Consider the following 21149-nt stretch of genomic DNA (forward strand, 5'->3'; position numbering starts at 1 on the left):
GGGTGCCGAGCTAAACGCTGAGCACCGTTAAAGATTGGGCAATGCCTGGCCTGACGGGCTGTCAACGCCCAGTAAAGGCAATAAGGTGTTCTGGATAACGGCGAAGTTGATCACGGCGTCATAGCGATCAAATTTCGCTGAGGCGCTGTTGCTGAGCGCTTGAAAAACGTCTTGTTCCACACTCAACATGTCGGTGAGGCTGCGATCGCCCAGCTTGTATTCTTCCCGGTAGATATCGCGGGTGCGGGTGGCGATATCGACCTGGTAACGACTGCTCTGCAACCGTGCTTGCGCGCCGCGCCAGTTACTCACGGCGGTGGCGGTCCTTTGCTCGGCCTCCAGCATTGCTTGATTCACCGACGCCTTGGAGGCCTCAAGGTCCTCGTACGCCTGGGAGACTCGCGCCGAAATGGCTCCCCCCTGGTACAGCGGGATATCGACCGAGACGCCCACCTGATTGTCCCAGCCAGCGCGGGTGTTGATGTTGGGCTGGTTTTGACGAAGCCGGGCGGCGTCCATACTGATGCTCGGCATGTGTTGCGCCTTGGTAGCGCCAAGAACAGCCTCACCCGCTTTGACTTGTGCAACAGCTGAGCGCACTGACGGAATAGAGCCGTAATCAACCTTATCGGCCTGCCGATCCAGTTCAAGGGCTAACGCCTGCGGAAGCTCGGCGAGGGTTTGGGCACGCTTGCCGGTCAATTGCGCCAGGCTAACCTTGGCGTTCTCCAACTGGCTGCGGTATTGCTCCAGTGTGGTATTAAACGCGGCAATACGCGTCGCCGCCTGAAGTGCATCGGCGGATGAACTCAAACCAGACGCCAGGCGTAATTCGGCAGTCGACTTCACCGTCTCCAACGAGTCAATCATCTTTTGCGTGACCGCAATGATCTCCTGATAACGTTTGACGCTGGAATACGCCAGCAAGGTGTTACCGGTCACCTCGGTGATGGTCTTCATCAGATCATCACGGTAAGACTCGGTCAGGAATGTTTGATTATCAATGGCCCCAGACGTCTTGCCAAAATCATAAATCAGCTGTTTCAGCTTGGGCCCGTAGGTATATTCATCATGCAGACCATAGCTGCTGGCCAAACTGAGTTGCGGGTAATAGGCACTCAGGGCTTCATCTTGGCGCGCCTCGCCTTTTTTGATAAGCGAAAACGCTTGGGCCAAGGCGGGACTGCGTGAAAAAGCCAACATAATCGCCGCTTCCGGTGTGATGAAAGCGGTATCCGTAACTTCCATCGCCGGTGAGATATCTGCATGGGCGGCCGGCAGGTTCATCGATTGAAACATCAACGCCAACAACACACCAGAGAGTGCAACCTTAAGAGGAGGTTTAATACATTTAACGTCATTTTCAGTGATGAGCGGGCACGCAGAAGACACCCTTATATAACTACGCATATAGAGATCCCAGCCAAATAGCACACGTCTAAATTGGGTAAGCGCCAATTCGTCTTCGAGTTAGGTAGTACGTCGTCACACACGACGCACTGCCGCAACCGTTTCTAATCAAACAATCAGTTGATGATTGACCAACAAGGTCTCCATATCCGTCGTCACGTTATTCAGTGTCAGCACAGTCGTCGAGGCGTGCGTTGAGCCCGTGCCATCACGGTCAATGGCGATCTGCGCATTGGCACCGACTTGGGTGACACTCAGGTAATTCATAAGCCCCTCCGACGCCTTATCCAATACATTCTTGCTGGTGGTGACGTCGTTATAGACATACGCAGTACCGGTATAACCCTTGAGTAAGGCGCTCAGGTCGATCACGTCGGCCGCCGTGACGGTGGTGATATTGCCCAGGCCGAAGCCGATCGCCGTGTCGCTGCCATTGCCGCCGGTCACATGGTTATTGTCCAGGTTGGTGAAGGTCAGCAGCGTATGGCCACCCCCGGTGATGGTATAGATGTCGTTCCCGCCGCGACCGTCGAGCAGCGAGTTGACCCCAGCGGTGCTGCTAGCCGTCAGGTTGTCGTTGCCTGCCCCGCCAATCAGCCCTTCGATATTGGTTAAGGTTGCTGTGTTGAAGCCGGTATTCTGCGCCGCCGTGGTGGCCAGACTCGCTGTCACCGTCGTGGTACCGGCCAAGGTAAAGTCCACCACATCTTCGCCGCCGATGATGCTCCACACCGGCGAGCCGTAATGGGTCAACCAGCCGGCCCCGCCGCTGTAGGTGTCAGTGCCGGCGGTGGCAAAGAAGGTGTCGTTGTAGCCGGTCCCGATAAAGGTGCCGGAAGCGGTGTTGGTGCCGGCCTCCGCGGACAAGACATAGTTGTGGGTGGCCAGACCGGCCGTCAAGCCGGTCCAGGTCGTGTTGACCTTCTCAATGGTGTTGCCACCGAGGGTGCTCACACCACTGACATCGGTAGATACACCACTGACACTGTTCACCAGCACTGCGGTGTAGGTTTCGGTGGCACTGAGACCGTAGAAGTACACCAAGGCCGAGGAGTTATTACTGCCTATCCCCGCTTGCGGGTTTATTATTTGTGAGGAAACCAACGTACCAGCAGAGCTGTATAATTGAATCGTGTTTGCATAATACACATTCAATCCTTGCGCATCAAAAATCTGCAAATGCAAGCTTGTACCGTCGGAAACGGAATTGTTATTACGGACATATACTGTTGAAGTTCCCGCAGTCACATTAGCTAATAAATCCGTCGCCCCATCCCAACCAAAGTCAACAGGGGTTATACCTATAAGAGTATTATTACCGTAAAGACCTGTTCCCGCATCGAAAACTCCACCTCCTTGATTTATATACAGGGTTACATTACCAGCCACTCCTGTCACCGGCGCCTCAATGACGTCCATTTTGCCATCGTGGTTCCAGTCGACGGCAAAAGATCCGGAGCCATTTAACGTATCGGGAAAATACGTCGCCATGCCAGCGGCGGTCCCAATAGCGGTACCAAAACCGCCAGAATGGTCATTCCAGTAGATACGACTGTTAAAAAGATCGGCCGAACCTGCCTGATTTCGACCTTTAGCCAGGAATAAATCCATAAAGCCGTCATTGTTAAAGTCGGCCCAGGTCATGGCGACTGCGCTGCTACCTCCCCCGGGCGTGACAAATATCCCTGGCAAGTGATTCATGCTAGTAAAACTGGTTGCACTGGTCTGATTGTTGATAAAGGTCGTCAGCGCAAAAGTGCCATTGCCATTGGTGTGCTCGACTATATCCACCGTGCCATTATTATTCAGGTCAACCGCCGAGGCCTCGGCATAATTATTCACAGTTCCTGTGCCTGTTGGCCGTCCAGTGCCCGACGTGGCGGTGCCGTTCATCCAGCGAAGCGTTCCTGCGTCATTAGTTACAAAACTCAGGGTTGTACCCGCAATATCACCAAAAGCAAAGTCTAGATATCCATCACCGGTCATATCATAAGCGACCACGCCCCCACTGGTTCTTGTGTTTCCGCTCAATGTGACGGCTGTATAAGCTAAATCATTCGACGTTATCAGAACTCTGGTTGCCTGCCCAATAGAAATCAGACCTTGATACCCTGTACGCTGAAAGTCAGCATAAGTCACAGAGTTCATAACGCCAAAGTCAGTCCCAATAAATCCCAGAGCATTGCTACCCAGACCACTTTGGATGTATATAGCTGCTCCTGAACCGGTTTTCGCGACATATGTAGCCCAGAGGCTGCTATGATTGAGTTTAATGGAATTTAAATCACCGCTATTAGTTGTGCCGAAATTTGTGGCGAAAGACACATTCGAGTTCACCACCCTTAGATGTGTAGTACCCGTCATGGCACTTCGGTTACCGGCAGTATCCACCTGCATCAATCCTAGGTGATAACTGCCCACCGCCAGCGCCGAAGGCGTGAGTGTCCACGCGCCCCCGGCGGTTACGGTGGTCATCGCCAAGATCGAGTCCATCCCTTGGGAGTATTTACCGTCGTTGTTCAGATCGTTAACCAATGCGATGGTAGTGCCGACCTCCGCGGTACCACTGGTGGTGCTGGTGAAGGTCACGTTGGTGAAGGTGGTGATGTTGTCACCTTGCACATTGCTGTCAAACGTCGACGTCAGTACCGGTGCGATCAAGCTGGTGATCGACGGCGCGGAGGTGTCCACCGTGACCACGGCCGAGGTGGTGCCAGCGGCCTGAGCACCTGCAGTATCGATGGCGCGCAGTTGGTAGGTCACGGCACTGGTTCTGACCACTGGATCGGTATAGCTCCAAGTCTTGGCTGTAGTGTCCAGAGTGGTCACGTTGGTCCAAGTGACGCCGCCATCGGTACTGACTTGCATCACTTCGCCCGCCACCATGGTGCCGGTGTAGGTGCCTGATACGGTGAGCAGTGGGTCGCGGGTGTTGCGGTCAGTGTTGAGGGCGCTGTTGGTGGTACTGGCGGTGCCGAGTGCGAGGCCGGCGGCGGTGTCGGTACTGATCGCGGTTAATGCGATGGCGGTCACGGCGGGGCCGGTGATGTCAATGGTCACGGCCGTCGCGGCCGACACGGTGCCGGCGTTTGCGGCGGTGTCTACGACCCGAGCCCTGAAGTTGTAGCTGTTGGCGGCCAGGGTGGGGGTATGGGTATATTGGTAGATCGCGCCGCTGAACAGGCTCGCGTTGTTCCAGGTGGTGCCGTTGTCCACACTGATTTGGACAGTTTCGCCACTGCCCAAGGTGCCGGTCAAGGTTGCGCTGACGGTGAGCGTCTGATCGTTGGTAATAAAGTCGCTGCTGCTGGTCCCGTTATCGTCGCTGATGGCACTGATAACCGCTGTTGCGGTCGGTGCAGTGGTATCGATGGTCAGCACTTGCACGGCGGACGTCGCGCTGGCGTTACCGGCCGTGTCCACCACGCGGGTAACGAGGTTATAGCTGGGCAATGTTAGCCCGGACTTGCTGATGCTGTAGATGAAACCACTGTCCAGTACTGCGGTATCCCAACTGGTGCCATTGTCAATGCTGATCTGCACGGTCTCGCCACTGCCCAGCGCCCCTGAGACGGTCGCCTTGATGGACAGGGTTGTGGAACTCGTGTTGAAGTCGGTACTGACACCGGTATCTGGCGTGATCGAGCTGATGAACGCCGTTACAGTGGGAGCGTCCGTGTCCAGTTCCAGGCTCTGACTGACGCTCGGCCCACCGTTACCAGCAGCGTCGGCCACCCGGACCTTGAGGTTGTAAAGGCTGCCCGACAAGGTATTGGCGCTGTTGTCATAGCTCCAGGTGGTATCACCAACGCTTGCAGTGGCGGTAAACCAATTAATCCCAGCGTCGAAACTGAACTCCACATGCTCATCCACCGCCAAGGCAGCGCCCAGCGCACCGCTGAATTTCAGCTCCCGGACATTGGTCTTGAAGTCGGTGGTGCTCAGCCCATGGTCGGCATTAAGGCCCCCAGCGGTCTGGATGGCGGTCAGGGTGACGGTGGTGGTCGGGGCTACAATGTCGTAGGTCAGGGTCAGGTTGGCAGATGAAGCCCCCTCATTGCCCGCCACGTCAGTGAGGACAGCGTGGTAGGTGTGCGCCAGCCCGTCGGTCATGGTCAGCTGATAACTCCAGGTTGTGCCGACCACTGTGGCCTCACCCAGCAGCGTGGTTCCCTCATAGACCTGTACTTTATCGCTGACGCTCGCGGAAACCGTACCGCGCAGGGTCGGATTAGGATCATTGGTACGGGTGCCGGAGAGGAAGGTGCCTTGTTGTGGGAACACAGTATCGGTGTAGTCGTCAAGGGTCACGCTGCCGGTCGGAGCGGCCAGGTCAATTTTCACCTCTTGGGTGGAGCCGACCTGTGGGTTGCCGGCCGCATCGATAACTCGGCTGAGGACGGTGTAGGTGGTTTCAGTGGCAACAACGCCTAAGCCGGTGGCCGAATAGGCATAGGTACTGCCGCTGACGAACGTCGCAAGATGCCACGAGACGCCGTTGTCCAGGGAGGTTTCCACCTGTTCGCCGGGCTGGAGCGAACCGGTCAGGGTGGTGTTGATGACCACGTTCTGTTGATTGGTAGTGAAGTCACCCAGCACGCCGCTGTCCAGGCTGATGGAGCTGATCGCCACGCTCGAAGTGGGCACCGTGGTGTCGACGGTGAGGAGATTGGAGTCGCCGTTAGGGCTGATGTTGCCGAAGTTATCGAACACTTCGACCAGTACCGTGTATTGACCCTGTGCCACCGCGCTGTCGTAGCTCCATTGGGTGCCGCTAACATCGAATATCGTGACGTTGGTCCAGGACGTACCGTTGTCCAAGCTGATCCTTAGGTGTTGCTCGACTCCCAGCGCGGCACTCAACTGGCCGTTGAACGTCAGGGTGGTGTCGTAGGTGTTAAAGTCACCCGCGGTACCGGTGTCATCGCTGATCGAGTCCAGGGTGACGCTGGTGGTCAGCGCCGTGGTATTGATCTCCAGCGTTTCGGTGGCGGTTTGCCCGATGCTGCCCCCCCCATCAACAATCCGGGCCTGTACTGTGATGGTGTCGTTGCCCAGAGAAATGCCCGTGTTGTCGAATGTCCAGTCTCTGCCATTCGGCGCCATGGTTGCCGTGGCCCAAGTACCCGGAACAGTCAAGGTGTTGACACGTACCTCCACCCATCCCCCTGGCTCCAGGTCATCGGTGATGAAGCCGGTGAAGGTCAGTTCCCCGACATTGGTTTTGAAGTCGTTCGGACTGCCGTTGTCCGGGTCAATAGTGGAAATTTCAATCACGTTGCCCACAGGGGCGGCGGTGTCGATCACCACCTTCTGGACCGCGCCCGTCACGCCGGGGTTCCCGGCCGCATCCACTACCCGCACCGCGACGAAATAGTCGGCGTCACCCATCGCCACGCCTGGGTTTTCATAGTTCCATACGGTCGAAACCAGCGGGTCGCCAAAAATACTGATGTGATCGCGGGTCCAGGTGACGCCATTATCGAAGGAGATCTCCAGGTGTTCCCCAGCGGCCAATATCGAGGAGATCTCGCCCAAAAAGAGCAGGTCATTGTCAGCGGTTATGAAGTCGTTACCGTCAAGACCGGAATCGAACGAAATGCCGGTGAGAAAACCGGTGGTGGTGGGTACCACCGTATCCACTGTGACCAGTTGACTGGCGCTTTGCCCAACGTTGCCGGCCGTGTCGATGACCCGCACCTGCACGGTGTCCGTGGCAAACGCCGAAGTGCTGTTGTTAAACGTCCAACTGCTGCGATCACCACTGAGGGTTGCCGTCGTCCAGGAGCCCCCGTTATTCAGACTGATCTCCACCCGCTCGTCGGCCTCCAGCGGCGCGCCCAGTGCGCCGCTGAAAGTCAGATGGTTATCGTTGGTGGTGAAGTCATTGGCATCACCGGTATCCGGACTGATGGCCGCCAGGGTGATGTTCTTGCTTGCGCCGGGTGCTTGACTGTCCACACTCAAGCTGAAGGGCGTGGAGGAGGTGCCCTCGTTGCCGGCATGATCGGTAATGACCACCCGATAGGTATGGCTGGCGTCGGACGTGATCGGCAGCTGATAGCTCCAAGTGCCGGCACCGGCATTGAGTGTCGCAAGACCCAACAAGGTCGTGCCCTCGTACACGCGCAGCTCGTCAGTGGCCGCCAGGCCTGTGAACGCGCCCTTGAGCGTCGGCGTGGCATCATTAGTCAGGGTGTCGCTGGCAAAATCACCCGTGTCCTGGGGCACATTGTCAGTAAAACTGGCAATGGTGACCGAGTTACCGGTCACAGGTGCCTGGGTATCGATCACCAGTGTCTTGTTGACCACTGCGCTGCTGTTGCCCGCCACATCAAACACCCGTGCCTGCAGCGTGTACGAAGGGAAACCCAAGGTATTGGCAGGCAGGGTCGCGGCGGTATTGTCAAACACATAGGTGTTGCCACTGAGCAACGAGGCGTTGTTCCAACTACTCCCCCCGTCCAGCGAGATCTGCACCACCTGATCAGCGCCTAGAGTACCGGCCAAGGTCAGGTAGAATGCCAGTTGCTGTTCGCTGGTGACAAAGTCCGTGGTATCGGTACCGGTGTCACTGTTGAGGCTGGTGATGGCCACGCTGGCGGCCGGTACCTGATTAAAGATAACCAGCGTTTTTTGCACCTCCTGGCCGACGTTGTCCGCGGTATCGACTACTCGCAGACGCACCGTATACGAGCCGTTGGCAAGGCTAACGCCTTGGTAATCATAGGACCAGTCAGCACCGCTGATCGAGGTCACCGAGGCCCAGGCCAATTGGCCGTCAATGCTAAATTGCAGGGTCTCGTTGCTCTCCAAAGTTCCGAGTAATCCACCGCTGAACAGCAGGCGCTGGTCACGGGTGATGAAGTCTGTATCACTAGTCCCTAAGTCCAGCGTGATCGTGCTGAAACTTGGGGTCGCCGCTGGGGTCAATGTGTCCACCACCACGGTTTGACTGGCGCTCTGGCCGACGTTGCCGGCCGCGTCCACCACCCGCGCCTGCACGGCATAACTGCCGTCGGCCAGGTCCGTGGTGCGGTGATCAAAGCTCCAGCTGGTGCCGCTGACGACCGCGGTCGACCAGGTGCTGCCACCGTCCAGGCTGACCTCGACGCCGTGGCCGGCGGCCAGGGCCACGCCCAGGGCGCCGCTGAAGATCAGGGTGAAGTCGCTGGTGGTAAAGTCGCCACTGACCCCCGAATCGTCCGTGATGGCGTCGATGCTGATGGTTTCGCTCGGGCTTGGGGCTTGCGTGTCCACCACCACGGTTTGACTGGCGCTCAGGCCGGCGTTGCCGGCGGCGTCCACCACCCGCGCCTGCACGGCATAACTGTCGTCGGCCAAGGCGGTGGCACTGTGATCAAAGCTCCAGCTGGTGCCACTGACGGCCGCGGCCGACCAGGTCACGCCACCGTCCAGGCTGACCTCGACGCCGTGGCCGGCGGCCAAGGCGATGCCCAGGGCACCGCTGAAGATCAGGGTGTTGTCGCTGGTGGTAAAGTCGCCACTGATCCCGCTGTTGATCGTGATCGCATCAAGGCTGATGGTTTCACTAGGGCTTGGGGCTTGCGTGTCCACCACCACGGTTTGACTGGCGCTCAGGCCGGCGTTGCCGGCGGCATCCACCACCCGCGCCTGCACGGCATAACTGCCGTCGGCCAGGTCCGTGGTGCGGTGATCAAAGCTCCAGCTGGTGCCGCTGACGACCGCGGTCGACCAGGTGCTGCCACCGTCCAGGCTGACCTCGACGCCGTGGCCGGCGGCCAGGGCCACGCCCAGGGCGCCGCTGAAGATCAGGGTGAAGTCGCTGGTGGTAAAGTCGCCACTGACCCCGGAATCGTCCGTGATGGCGTCGATGCTGATGGTTTCGCTCGGGCTGGGCACTTGCGTGTCCACCACCACGGTTTGGCTGGCGCTCTGGCCGACGTTGCCGGCGGCGTCCACCACCCGCGCCTGCACGGCATAACTGTCGTCGGCCAAGGCGGTGGCACTGTGATCAAAGCTCCAGCTGGTGCCACTGACGGCTGCGGCCGACCAGGTCACGCCACCGTCCAGGCTGACCTCGACGCCGTGGCCGGCGGCCAAGGCGATGCCCAGGGCACCGCTGAAGATCAGGGTGTTGTCGCTGGTGGTAAAGTCGCCACTGACCCCGCTGTTGATCGTGATCGCATCAAGGCTGATGGTTTCACTAGGGCTTGGGGCTTGCGTGTCCACCACCACGGTTTGACTGGCGCTCAGGCCGGCGTTGCCGGCGGCGTCCACCACCCGCGCCTGCACGGCATAACTGTCGTCGGCCAAGGCGGTGGCACTGTGATCAAAGCTCCAGCTGGTGCCACTGACGGCCGCGGCCGACCAGGTCACGCCACCGTCCAGGCTGACCTCGACGCCGTGGCCGGCGGCCAAGGCGATGCCCAGGGCACCGCTGAAGATCAGGGTGTTGTCGCTGGTGGTAAAGTCGCCACTGACCCCGCTGTTGATCGTGATCGCATCAAGGCTGATGGTTTCACTAGGGCTTGGGGCTTGCGTGTCCACCACCACGGTTTGACTGGCGCTCAGGCCGGCGTTGCCGGCGGCGTCCACCACCCGCGCCTGCACGGCATAACTGTCGTCGGCCAAGGCGGTGGCACTGTGATCAAAGCTCCAGCTGGTGCCACTGACGGCCGCGGCCGACCAGGTCACGCCACCGTCCAGGCTGACCTCGACGCCGTGGCCGGCGGCCAAGGCGATGCCCAGGGCACCGCTGAAGATCAGGGTGAAGTCGCTGGTGGTAAAGTCGCCACTGACCCCCGAATCGTCCGTGATGGCGTCGATGCTGATGGTTTCGCTCGGGCTTGGGGCTTGCGTGTCCACCACCACGGTTTGACTGGCGCTCAGGCCGGCGTTGCCGGCGGCGTCCACCACCCGCGCCTGCACGGCATAACTGTCGTCGGCCAAGGCGGTGGCACTGTGATCAAAGCTCCAGCTGGTGCCACTGACGGCCGCGGCCGACCAGGTCACGCCACCGTCCAGGCTGACCTCGACGCCGTGGCCGGCGGCCAAGGCGATGCCCAGGGCACCGCTGAAGATCAGGGTGTTGTCGCTGGTGGTAAAGTCGCCACTGATCCCGCTGTTGATCGTGATCGCATCAAGGCTGATGGTTTCACTAGGGCTTGGGGCTTGCGTGTCCACCACCACGGTTTGACTGGCGCTCAGGCCGGCGTTGCCGGCGGCATCCACCACCCGCGCCTGCACGGCATAACTGCCGTCGGCCAGGTCCGTGGTGCGGTGATCAAAGCTCCAGCTGGTGCCGCTGACGACCGCGGTCGACCAGGTGCTGCCACCGTCCAGGCTGACCTCGACGCCGTGGCCGGCGGCCAGGGCCACGCCCAGGGCGCCGCTGAAGATCAGGGTGAAGTCGCTGGTGGTAAAGTCGCCACTGACCCCGGAATCGTCCGTGATGGCGTCGATGCTGATGGTTTCGCTCGGGCTGGGCACTTGCGTGTCCACCACCACGGTTTGGCTGGCGCTCTGGCCGACGTTGCCGGCGGCGTCCACCACCCGCGCCTGCACGGCATAACTGTCGTCGGCCAAGGCGGTGGCACTGTGATCAAAGCTCCAGCTGGTGCCACTGACGGCTGCGGCCGACCAGGTCACGCCACCGTCCAGGCTGACCTCGACGCCGTGGCCGGCGGCCAAGGCGATGCCCAGGGCACCGCTGAAGATCAGGGTGTTGTCGCTGGTGGTAAAGTCGCCACTGACCCCGCTGTTGATCGTGATCGCATCAAGGCTGATGGTTTCACTAGGGCTTGGGGCTTGCGTGTCCACCACCACGGTTTGACTGGCGCTCAGGCCGGCGTTGCCGGCGGCGTCCACCACCCGCGCCTGCACGGCATAACTGTCGTCGGCCAAGGCGGTGGCACTGTGATCAAAGCTCCAGCTGGTGCCACTGACGGCCGCGGCCGACCAGGTCACGCCACCGTCCAGGCTGACCTCGACGCCGTGGCCGGCGGCCAAGGCGATGCCCAGGGCACCGCTGAAGATCAGGGTGTTGTCGCTGGTGGTAAAGTCGCCACTGACCCCGCTGTTGATCGTGATCGCATCAAGGCTGATGGTTTCACTAGGGCTTGGGGCTTGCGTGTCCACCACCACGGTTTGACTGGCGCTCAGGCCGGCGTTGCCGGCGGCGTCCACCACCCGCGCCTGCACGGCATAACTGTCGTCGGCCAAGGCGGTGGCACTGTGATCAAAGCTCCAGCTGGTGCCACTGACGGCCGCGGCCGACCAGGTCACGCCACCGTCCAGGCTGACCTCGACGCCGTGGCCGGCGGCCAAGGCGATGCCCAGGGCACCGCTGAAGATCAGGGTGTTGTCGCTGGTGGTAAAGTCGCCACTGATCCCGCTGTTGATCGTGATCGCATCAAGGCTGATGGTTTCACTAGGGCTTGGGGCTTGCGTGTCCACCACCACGGTTTGACTGGCGCTCAGGCCGGCGTTGCCGGCGGCATCCACCACCCGCGCCTGCACGGCATAACTGTCGTCGGCCAAGGCGGTGGCACTGTGATCAAAGCTCCAGCTGGTGCCACTGACGGCCGCGGCCGACCAGGTCACGCCACCGTCCAGGCTGACCTCGACGCCGTGGCCGGCGGCCAAGGCGATGCCCAGGGCACCGCTGAAGATCAGGGTGTTGTCGCTGGTGGTAAAGTCGCCACTGACCCCGCTGTTGATCGTGATCGCATCAAGGCTGATGGTTTCACTAGGGCTTGGGGCTTGCGTGTCCACCACCACGGTTTGACTGGCGCTCAGGCCGGCGTTGCCGGCGGCGTCCACCACCCGCGCCTGCACGGCATAACTGTCGTCGGCCAAGGCGGTGGCACTGTGATCAAAGCTCCAGCTGGTGCCACTGACGGCTGCGGCCGACCAGGTCACGCCACCGTCCAGGCTGACCTCGACGCCGTGGCCGGCGGCCAAGGCGATGCCCAGGGCACCGCTGAAGATCAGGGTGTTGTCGCTGGTGGTAAAGTCGCCACTGACCCCGCTGTTGATCGTGATCGCATCAAGGCTGATGGTTTCACTAGGGCTTGGGGCTTGCGTGTCCACCACCACGGTTTGACTGGCGCTCAGGCCGGCGTTGCCGGCGGCGTCCACCACCCGCGCCTGCACGGCATAACTGTCGTCGGCCAAGGCGGTGGCACTGTGATCAAAGCTCCAGCTGGTGCCACTGACGGCCGCGGCCGACCAGGTCACGCCACCGTCCAGGCTGACCTCGACGCCGTGGCCGGCGGCCAAGGCGATGCCCAGGGCACCGCTGAAGATCAGGGTGTTGTCGCTGGTGGTAAAGTCGCCACTGACCCCGCTGTTGATCGTGATCGCATCAAGGCTGATGGTTTCACTAGGGCTTGGGGCTTGCGTGTCCACCACCACGGTTTGACTGGCGCTCAGGCCGGCGTTGCCGGCGGCGTCCACCACCCGCGCCTGCACGGCATAACTGTCGTCGGCCAAGGCGGTGGCACTGTGATCAAAGCTCCAGCTGGTGCCACTGACGGCCGCGGCCGACCAGGTCACGCCACCGTCCAGGCTGACCTCGACGCCGTGGCCGGCGGCCAGGGCGATGCCCAGGGCACCGCTGAAGATCAGGGTGTTGTCGCTGGTGGTAAAGTCGCCACTGACCCCGCTGTTGATCGTGATCGCATCAAGGCTGATGGTTTCACTAGGGCTTGGGGCTTGCGTGTCCACCACCACGGTTTGACTGGCGCTCAGGCCGGCGTTGCCGGCGGCGTCCACCACCCGCGCCTGCACGGCATAACTGTCGTCGGCCAAGGCGGTGGCACTGTGATCAAAGCTCCAGCTGGTGCCACTGACGGCCGCGGCCGACCAGGTCACGCCACCGTCCAGGCTGACCTCGACGCCGTGGCCGGCGGCCAAGGCGATGCCCAGGGCACCGCTGAAGATCAGGGTGTTGTCGCTGGTGGTAAAGTCGCCACTGACCCCGCTGTTGATCGTGATCGCATCAAGGCTGATGGTTTCACTAGGGCTTGGGGCTTGCGTGTCCACCACCACGGTTTGACTGGCGCTCAGGCCGGCGTTGCCGGCGGCGTCCACCACCCGCGCCTGCACGGCATAACTGTCGTCGGCCAAGGCGGTGGCACTGTGATCAAAGCTCCAGCTGGTGCCACTGACGGCCGCGGCCGACCAGGTCACGCCACCGTCCAGGCTGACCTCGACGCCGTGGCCGGCGGCCAAGGCGATGCCCAGGGCACCGCTGAAGATCAGGGTGTTGTCGCTGGTGGTAAAGTCGCCACTGACCCCGCTGTTGATCGTGATCGCATCAAGGCTGATGGTTTCGCTCGGGCTGGGCACTTGCGTGTCCACCACCACGGTTTGGCTGGCGCTCTGGCCGGCGTTGCCGGCGGCGTCCACCACCCGCGCCTGCACGGCATAACTGTCGTCGGCCAAGGCGGTGGCACTGTGATCAAAGCTCCAGCTGGTGCCACTGACGGCTGCGGCCGACCAGGTCACGCCACCGTCCAGGCTGACCTCGACGCCGTGACCGGCGGCCAGGGCGATGCCCAGGGCACCGCTGAAGATCAGGGTGTTGTCGTTGGTGGTAAAGTCGCCACTGATCCCGCTGTTGATCGTGATCGCATCAAGGCTGATGGTTTCACTAGGGCTTGGGGCTTGCGTGTCCACCACCACGGTTTGACTGGCGCTCAGGCCGGCGTTGCCGGCGGCGTCCACCACCCGCGCCTGCACGGCATAACTGTCGTCGGCCAAGGCGGTGGCACTGTGATCAAAGCTCCAGCTGGTGCCACTGACGGCTGCGGCCGACCAGGTCACGCCACCGTCCAGGCTGACCTCGACGCCGTGGCCGGCGGCCAGGGCGATGCCCAGGGCACCGCTGAAGATCAGGGTGTTGTCGTTGGTGGTAAAGTCGCCACTGATCCCGCTGTTGATCGTGATCGCATCAAGGCTGATGGTTTCGCTAGGGCTTGGGGCTTGCGTGTCCACCACCACGGTTTGACTGGCGCTCAGGCCGGCGTTGCCGGCCGCGTCCACCACCCGCGCCTGCACGGCATAACTGTCGTCGGCCAAGGCGGTGGCACTGTGATCAAAGCTCCAGCTGGTGCCACTGACGGCCGCGGCCGACCAGGTCACGCCACCGTCCAGGCTGACCTCGACGCCGTGGCCGGCGGCCAGGGCGATGCCCAGGGCACCGCTGAAGATCAGGGTGTTGTCGCTGGTGGTAAAGTCGCCACTGACCCCGCTGTTGATCGTGATCGCATCAAGGCTGATGGTTTCGCTCGGTGGTGTCACATCAAGGTGGGAGAAAACCACCGGGGTGCTAATATTACCTGCCACGTCGGTCAGCGTTACATCGACTCCACCGCTGGGCTGTGACGTCGCGCTGATGATAGGCCCATAGTGGCCGTCGCTGGCGACCACCGCGGTGCCGGTAGTGCCGTCAGGGAAAACAACCGTGACGATAACACCCGGCTCAGCGGTACCCGGTGCGCCTGAAACGCTTAGGCTGCCATCGGCGTTAGTGACCACGTTGGAACCAGGGGACATCGTCGGTACAGTTGTATCAACGAAAATATCAATACTTGAAGAACTACTGACGTTGCCCGCTGTATCAATGACCTCAGCGATAACGTGATAGGCCCCGTCAAGCAGGGGATCATATTCCCACGTCGTACCGGTGACGATGGCTTGATTCCAAGTGACGCCACCGTCCAGGCTGATTCGCACACCATCATCAGGTCCCAAAGGCGCATTCAATGTGCCGTAGAAGGTCAGCTTCGTGCCATTGGTGATGTAGTCGATACTGCTGATGCCGCTATCAGGCGAGATTGAAGTAATATTAATAATCGCATGGCGTGCAGCACTATCAATCTGCAAACTCTGACTGGTTATTTGACCCACATTGCCAGCGGTATCGACAACCCGCGCCTGAAGGGTGTAGGCACCATCAGGCAAGGGGTTAAGACTATTGTCATAACTCCAAGTGGTGCCTGAGAGGGTCGCGGTTAACCACGAGTTCCCTCCATCCAGGCTTATTTCTACTCGCTCACCCGCTAAGAGCACTGTCCCCAGGTTCCCAGTGAACACTAGGCTGTTGTCGCTGGTAATAAAGTCATTGCCGCTGATGCCGGTATCATTACTGATCTGGGTAATGCTGATGGTTTCAATGACCGCTGGGGCCTCAGTGTCGATGACCACCACCTGGCGGCTAATAACGCCTGGCGTACCGGACGCGCTGACGACTCGGGTCTCAAAACTGTACACACCATCGGGCAACGTATTGGCGGAATTATCATAAGCATAGGTATTGCCACCGACCGACACAGCGTCATGCCATGAAGCGCCGCCATCTACCGAGATCTGCACACGCTCGCCGCTGGCGAGCGTACCGTCCAATTGTGCGATGACTACCTGTGTATGATCATTGGTGACAAAGTCACCGGCGACGCCAGAGTCTGAGATCGCCGTAATCGCGGCCTGCGCGCTGGGTGCCTGACCGGCCGGAGCGCTAGGAGCATCTTCTCTATGGCCGCCACCACCACCACCACCACCACCACCACCACCACTGGCCAGCGCCACACCTCCGGCCAACAACCCCGCACCCGCTAGCCACCAACCACTAAACTCCGAGCTGGAAACTTCCAGTAAGGGTTGGATACTTTCAAGTTTTACGAAACTGCCCGTGTCCAACACCGGCACACCTACCGCATCCAAAACCGGTGTCGACAAGCCTTGGGCATCCTGAATCACCAAGTTGTTACGCACGCCCTTATGCAGCAGGTAAAAATCATCCAGGGTAATGACTTCACCGGAACGCAGGGATATGACCAGGGCATCGCCTTGGCGAACAAGCGAAGCAATGTCTTTGGTCGACTCAACCGACACCTCCACCACGGAGGGCTCGGCAATGGAGGCATGCAATCCTGAAACGGAGCTGGAGGCATGAGTCTTTTTATTAACTACCGAGATCGCCACTGTCATTTTGCATCTCCACCTGATCGATTTGATCAGAACTTCAAATTGCTATTGAAGGAGGTCACCAAAACATTGCTGCGTGCGCCCAACCTACCTTGAAATCGCCGTTCGCTAGATTGAACCGAGTAAGCGGGTCCGATTAAACGCATCATAGTCGTGTTTTATAGCGCTCACCTTGTGGCTGTCCTTGCTGATTGGAATTACCCGCCAACACCAATATCTTTTTCACAACTAAAGCCATCAAGCAACATGAATCACCATGAATTCACTCGGATAACTTCCACGCAACCACCCACCCCAACCCCCATTCCCGCGCAATGATTACGCGCGATTAACGCCACCCACAACACGAACACATCACTACCGGCACCCACACCGCGCCAGATGAACCAGGGCAGCACTGCAGCGCCGTGAAATAATTATGAATAATCTATTTTGACAACTAGACCACCCAACAATGCGGCCTGGTGTCGAAGCATTTAACACCCGATACGCCGATCAGCCGCGCGACAATCTCGCTAACAGTAAAAAGCACTCTTCTGAAGTGCGCCATCACGACCGCATACCGCCACGCCCCGCATGCTGACCCACTAACTGAAGCGCAAGGCATCCTCATCAGGATGCCAAGGAAGACGACACAAGAGCAAAAAACAGACCTCAAACGGTGAATACCAGTGAATTTATCAATTATCACGCGCAGCGAAACAGTCACTACGCCAATCTGATCTATCATGGCATCAAGCATGCTCATTTATGGTGAAACAATGTGAGGGTACATGCACTGCTGCACGACTACTCACTCCCGGAAAGTGAAGAGGCCTGCGCCGATCCATCACTTGGGCAACACACAATGGATGTAAGCAATCGCCGTATTTCGGGTAAATGCCACCCCACACCGAATTGAGAGCACCGTGACTGGTAATAGAGTCGTCCGAGACACCTATAGAAGGCTCTTAATGGCTGCATTGATCACGCACTTTGACACCTGAACGAGCAGGTCCTACTGGCACTAACGTACGGACAACCGTCGCGTCGTACCCAGTACGCCCGCCCAATAATAGTACCGGTGACGCGATTAGAATATGACGACCATGCCCACGTCGCGGCGGCAAGATCTTGAACTTTGCAGTTGCGCCCAAGGGCCCAGTCGGTTCACGCCGAAAAGCGTTCGCGTGCGCACTGAGTGCATGAGTTTAGCGATACTTTGGTATTCAAGGCGGTCGGCTTGGAATTCATTCCGAGTTACAAAAGCCTGCTTTCATCAGCCGTTGAAAGGCCATAGTCTCCTGCGCAATTGAATTGCGCGAATATTGAAGCCACCGGCGCCAGATCTTTGCGGCGTCTGGATAATGAATTTGCTGGTCTGGTCGCGAATAAGGTCACAGAGGCACACAACATGCTAACCAATGACAACGTCACATCCTCCGAAAACGATCTTAATACTTACAACTACTTCATTACTTTTCTCGACGGTCAGCAGCATGCCCGCTTCACCCCTTCCAAACATCAAATTATCATTCATGATGGATCGTCGGCCAAGAATGTCGAACTTAGCTATACCTCTAGCCGAATTTTGGAACTATTGATCCTCAAGGCGGACGTCATTGTTAGTCGAGAAGAGATTTTTTCATTTGCCTGGCCGCGCCGCGTGGTCGGCCAGAACAGCCTCAATCAGGCCATCTCCAACATCCGCGAGCTGTTTCATGACGATGATCATCGGGCCATCATCCAAACCTTTCCACGACGTGGCTACCGCTTCAACTCAGCCTTTCTCTGCAATGACCCCGAGCCAAGCTGTTTTGTTGACATGAAAGAGTGTCACTCATTGCCACTACATGGCCCCGCTCCCACCATCGAACCGCCGCAAGCAATTGCGGCCGAACCAGACGCCCCAGCTATCAGGCCTTCGGTCAATTTTATGCTGGCGACGTTGCTGGCCGTGCTTCTGGGTACGTTTATTTGGCGCATTGATTGGCTGTTGTTCGAGCAGTCCGGTCTGTCTGTCATAGAGGAGAGCACAGGGGACCTGACCACTATTTATGCCATCGAAAGCGAAGAGGAACTGACCCAGATCAAAAATGATCTGCGGGCCGTACATACTCGCCTGATGAGTATGGTCAACCGACCAGAAACGGTGATCTTTAACCGCATGCACAGCTTTTATGAAATCACCTGCATCGACAGCGGAACCAATGTCAAGTTTTTAACCGTTCACAGAAAGCAGCTAGGCACTCTCACAACCGAACAACTTAAGGGGTGCCTGGAATGAGCCGTACATTTAACACTAGAGCAAGCCTCATCTCAGCGATTGTGCTGGCAACGACCCTGCACGCAATCTATATAGTCCTGTCCCAACAGCCCGTTTTTCAGGGTATATATTTTGCTTCGGGGACTGTTATCTCGAGCAGTGGAACAGAATACCCCTCCAATTTAAGATTGCAGTCGCACGGCCGACAACTTCACCAATTTGAAGCCATCCATCAAGATAGCCGTAAATACACATTGAAGCTCGTCAGCAGCCTCGCCGGCAGCGGGCGTTTTATTATTCAAAAAGATGAGAATACGCCAAACTACACCCTGCCCATTGATCGGGATATTTCGTTTAATCAAACGTTTCTTTCTACGGCTTTGTCTGAACTCACGCTGTACAAACTCAACACCGCTGGAGGCAGCCTGTGTTTTTATGTGAAAGAATTGAGTGCTGTTCGTTGTTTCGGACCAGAGCCCTAAAGTGTTAACGCCTGGCGCAGCCATGAAAATCGTGTCGGAATTCAGTCTGCAAAAATCGATAGATCCAGAGGCTTATCAAAAATCATCTTTTCACAACTCTTTATTTTACTCGCCACCTCTCGCACGACCAGCCTACCTCAGCCATTAATCAAAGGACGATGTCAATGATCGAGTTGGAGTTTAGCCCCGGCCAAGCGGCCGTATTGAATGACGTAGTGACTGTGAAGGTGCTGAGCGTACGCCACGGCAATATCCGTATCGGTTTAACGGCCCCCAAACATGTTAACATTCTCCGAGCAGAGTTGGTGTCGCCACATAAGCGCCCTGCTTCAAAAACACCATAGCTTTATCATTATACAATGAGAGACCTGCGACAAGGGCGCGATTCCCCCTTGTCGCCCTTCCTACTGGCGCAATAAGATGCTTGAGAACATCGCGCAGTGCATGCACCTTAAAGCGTTGGGATACTGGGATGCCTGCATTATTCAAAGGCCTAGGCGATTCTGGCTAAATCGAACAAATCGGTTGCCCCCCCTCAGTTTCACCCCATGTCACGTACGTTGAACATGAACGTCCGGAGCCAAGCCCTAGGGTTCGTGTGAATTCCAATAAATTCACAACTATTGCCCTTGCCGGAATCCTCTTATCCCTATACTCAACCTTGCTAAGGCCTTGTCTACTACGTAGACGCTAGGAATGCATCCGGCCTGTGGGCGGAGGCCCATAATTGCCGCGCCCCTGCCCTCCCTGTGCGCCGGCCCAACGACGTGACTAACTAATTAGCTAATAGGGGGATTACATGAAATGTAAGGTACCTGTTGCCTCGGTCCCAAGTCGCACTTGGCGAGCTTTTTTTTCCTTTTTTTCTTTTAGTCGGAACACTGTTAATCCAACGGAAATACTGACGACGAAATCACGGCTTACCGCCGTTTACTCCCTCCCATTTCTGGCTCAAGACTCTCCATGGCGCTGGATTATTCGAAAGTTAATCGTCTTGTGTCACAAGGATCGCGTCAGCACTGTTCCTGACTTTCTTAACGCGCTTAACCTTAACGAAATCAAGGTGCACTATCAGCCGATCGTGGACATACCGTCGGGAAAATGGTTGGGGGCAGAAGCCTTGTTACGCTGGCCCGCCAAGGGATCGACCTTTAATCCGGAAACGATTATTACGGAGCTGGAGCAACGGGACCTGATGAAAAATGTAACCCGCTGGGTATGCCGGCAGGTCATCGAGGAGTATTCACAGGTTCTCTGGGCGTGTGACGAGTTTTTTTACATCACGATTAACCTTTCGGCCGCCGATGTCACGGACCCCACGTTCCCAGACTTTATCAAACAGCTTCTGGACACATACAAGCTCCCTGCGTCACGGTTTGCCTTTGAGGTCACAGAACGTGTGGCACTGGACCGTGAGCGGGCCGCCGTTCAGTTGAACCGCCTGCGCGCCGAAGGCCATCGAATCGTGCTGGACGATTTTGGCACCGGTTATTCCAGTTTGTCTTATCTGGATCAATTGCCGGTGGACATCATTAAGATAGACAAGTCATTCACCGTGCGCTGCGAAACCGCCTCCTCGAACATCATTTTGTCCCACTTGCTGCAAATGGCCAGAAAGCTGGACATCGACGTCGTGGTCGAGGGCATTGAGACCATGCGTCAAGCAGGACGTATCAGCGCACTGGGCGCAGAAAAAGCACAAGGCTGGCTCTACTCCAGGGATCTACCGGCGCCGGCCCTGGTCAGGGCATATTTCTGCCTACCGCATCCGAGCATGCATGACATCGTTTAGTCCATGAATGGGTGCCGGCACGATTCGGTAATCATCGTGCCGGTGCAAACGTTGCGCCCGTGTAGATTGAGCGGTTGGTAGTACGAATGAGTCACAAGCCCCAACGCGCTTGGAGTGTATTGGCATCTGCCAAGCAGTCGCCGCCTTGCACTTCCTGTCTTTTGCTTTTCACTTACCATCGAATGGCCTGCTGCCAACTCGCTGCGTGGACGACCAGCTTTGCATGGTGATGAGGAGGAGACTC

General features: G+C 58.2%; 6 protein-coding genes. 4 read left to right on the forward strand and 2 right to left on the reverse strand.

The window, feature by feature from the left end:
- Window positions 1-27: 27 nt before the first annotated feature.
- Window positions 28-1410 carry a TolC family outer membrane protein gene (locus tag ACYZT6_RS25790; protein ID WP_462029153.1) on the reverse strand — a complete coding sequence of 461 codons (1383 nt, stop codon included), beginning with the start codon at window positions 1408-1410 and terminating at the stop codon, window positions 28-30.
- A 108-nt stretch (window positions 1411-1518) separates the two neighbouring features.
- Complete coding sequence (locus ACYZT6_RS25795) at window positions 1519-16389, reverse strand: Ig-like domain-containing protein (RefSeq protein WP_462029154.1); 14871 nt, start codon at window positions 16387-16389, stop codon at window positions 1519-1521.
- 1390 nt (window positions 16390-17779) lie between these two features.
- On the opposite strand from ACYZT6_RS25795, the gene ACYZT6_RS25800 reads away from it, so the two are divergent.
- From ACYZT6_RS25800 to ACYZT6_RS25815, 4 genes are all read left to right on the forward strand, one after another.
- Window positions 17780-18652 carry a winged helix-turn-helix domain-containing protein gene (locus tag ACYZT6_RS25800; protein ID WP_462029155.1) on the forward strand — a complete coding sequence of 291 codons (873 nt, stop codon included), beginning with the start codon at window positions 17780-17782 and terminating at the stop codon, window positions 18650-18652.
- Complete coding sequence (locus ACYZT6_RS25805) at window positions 18649-19113, forward strand: hypothetical protein (RefSeq protein ID WP_462029156.1); 465 nt, start codon at window positions 18649-18651, stop codon at window positions 19111-19113. The genes ACYZT6_RS25800 and ACYZT6_RS25805 overlap by 4 nt, the downstream gene beginning before the upstream one ends.
- A gap of 164 nt (window positions 19114-19277) precedes the next feature.
- Window positions 19278-19457: a carbon storage regulator gene (locus ACYZT6_RS25810; RefSeq protein WP_462029157.1), complete on the forward strand. Its 180-nt coding sequence runs from the start codon at window positions 19278-19280 to the stop codon at window positions 19455-19457.
- Between the two features lie 455 nt (window positions 19458-19912).
- The gene (locus tag ACYZT6_RS25815; protein WP_462029158.1) at window positions 19913-20905 is read left to right on the forward strand and encodes an EAL domain-containing protein; all 993 of its coding nucleotides are present in this window, start codon (window positions 19913-19915) and stop codon (window positions 20903-20905) included.
- Window positions 20906-21149 lie beyond the last annotated feature (244 nt).

The sequence above is a fragment of the Pseudomonas sp. RT6P73 genome (assembly GCF_054897715.1).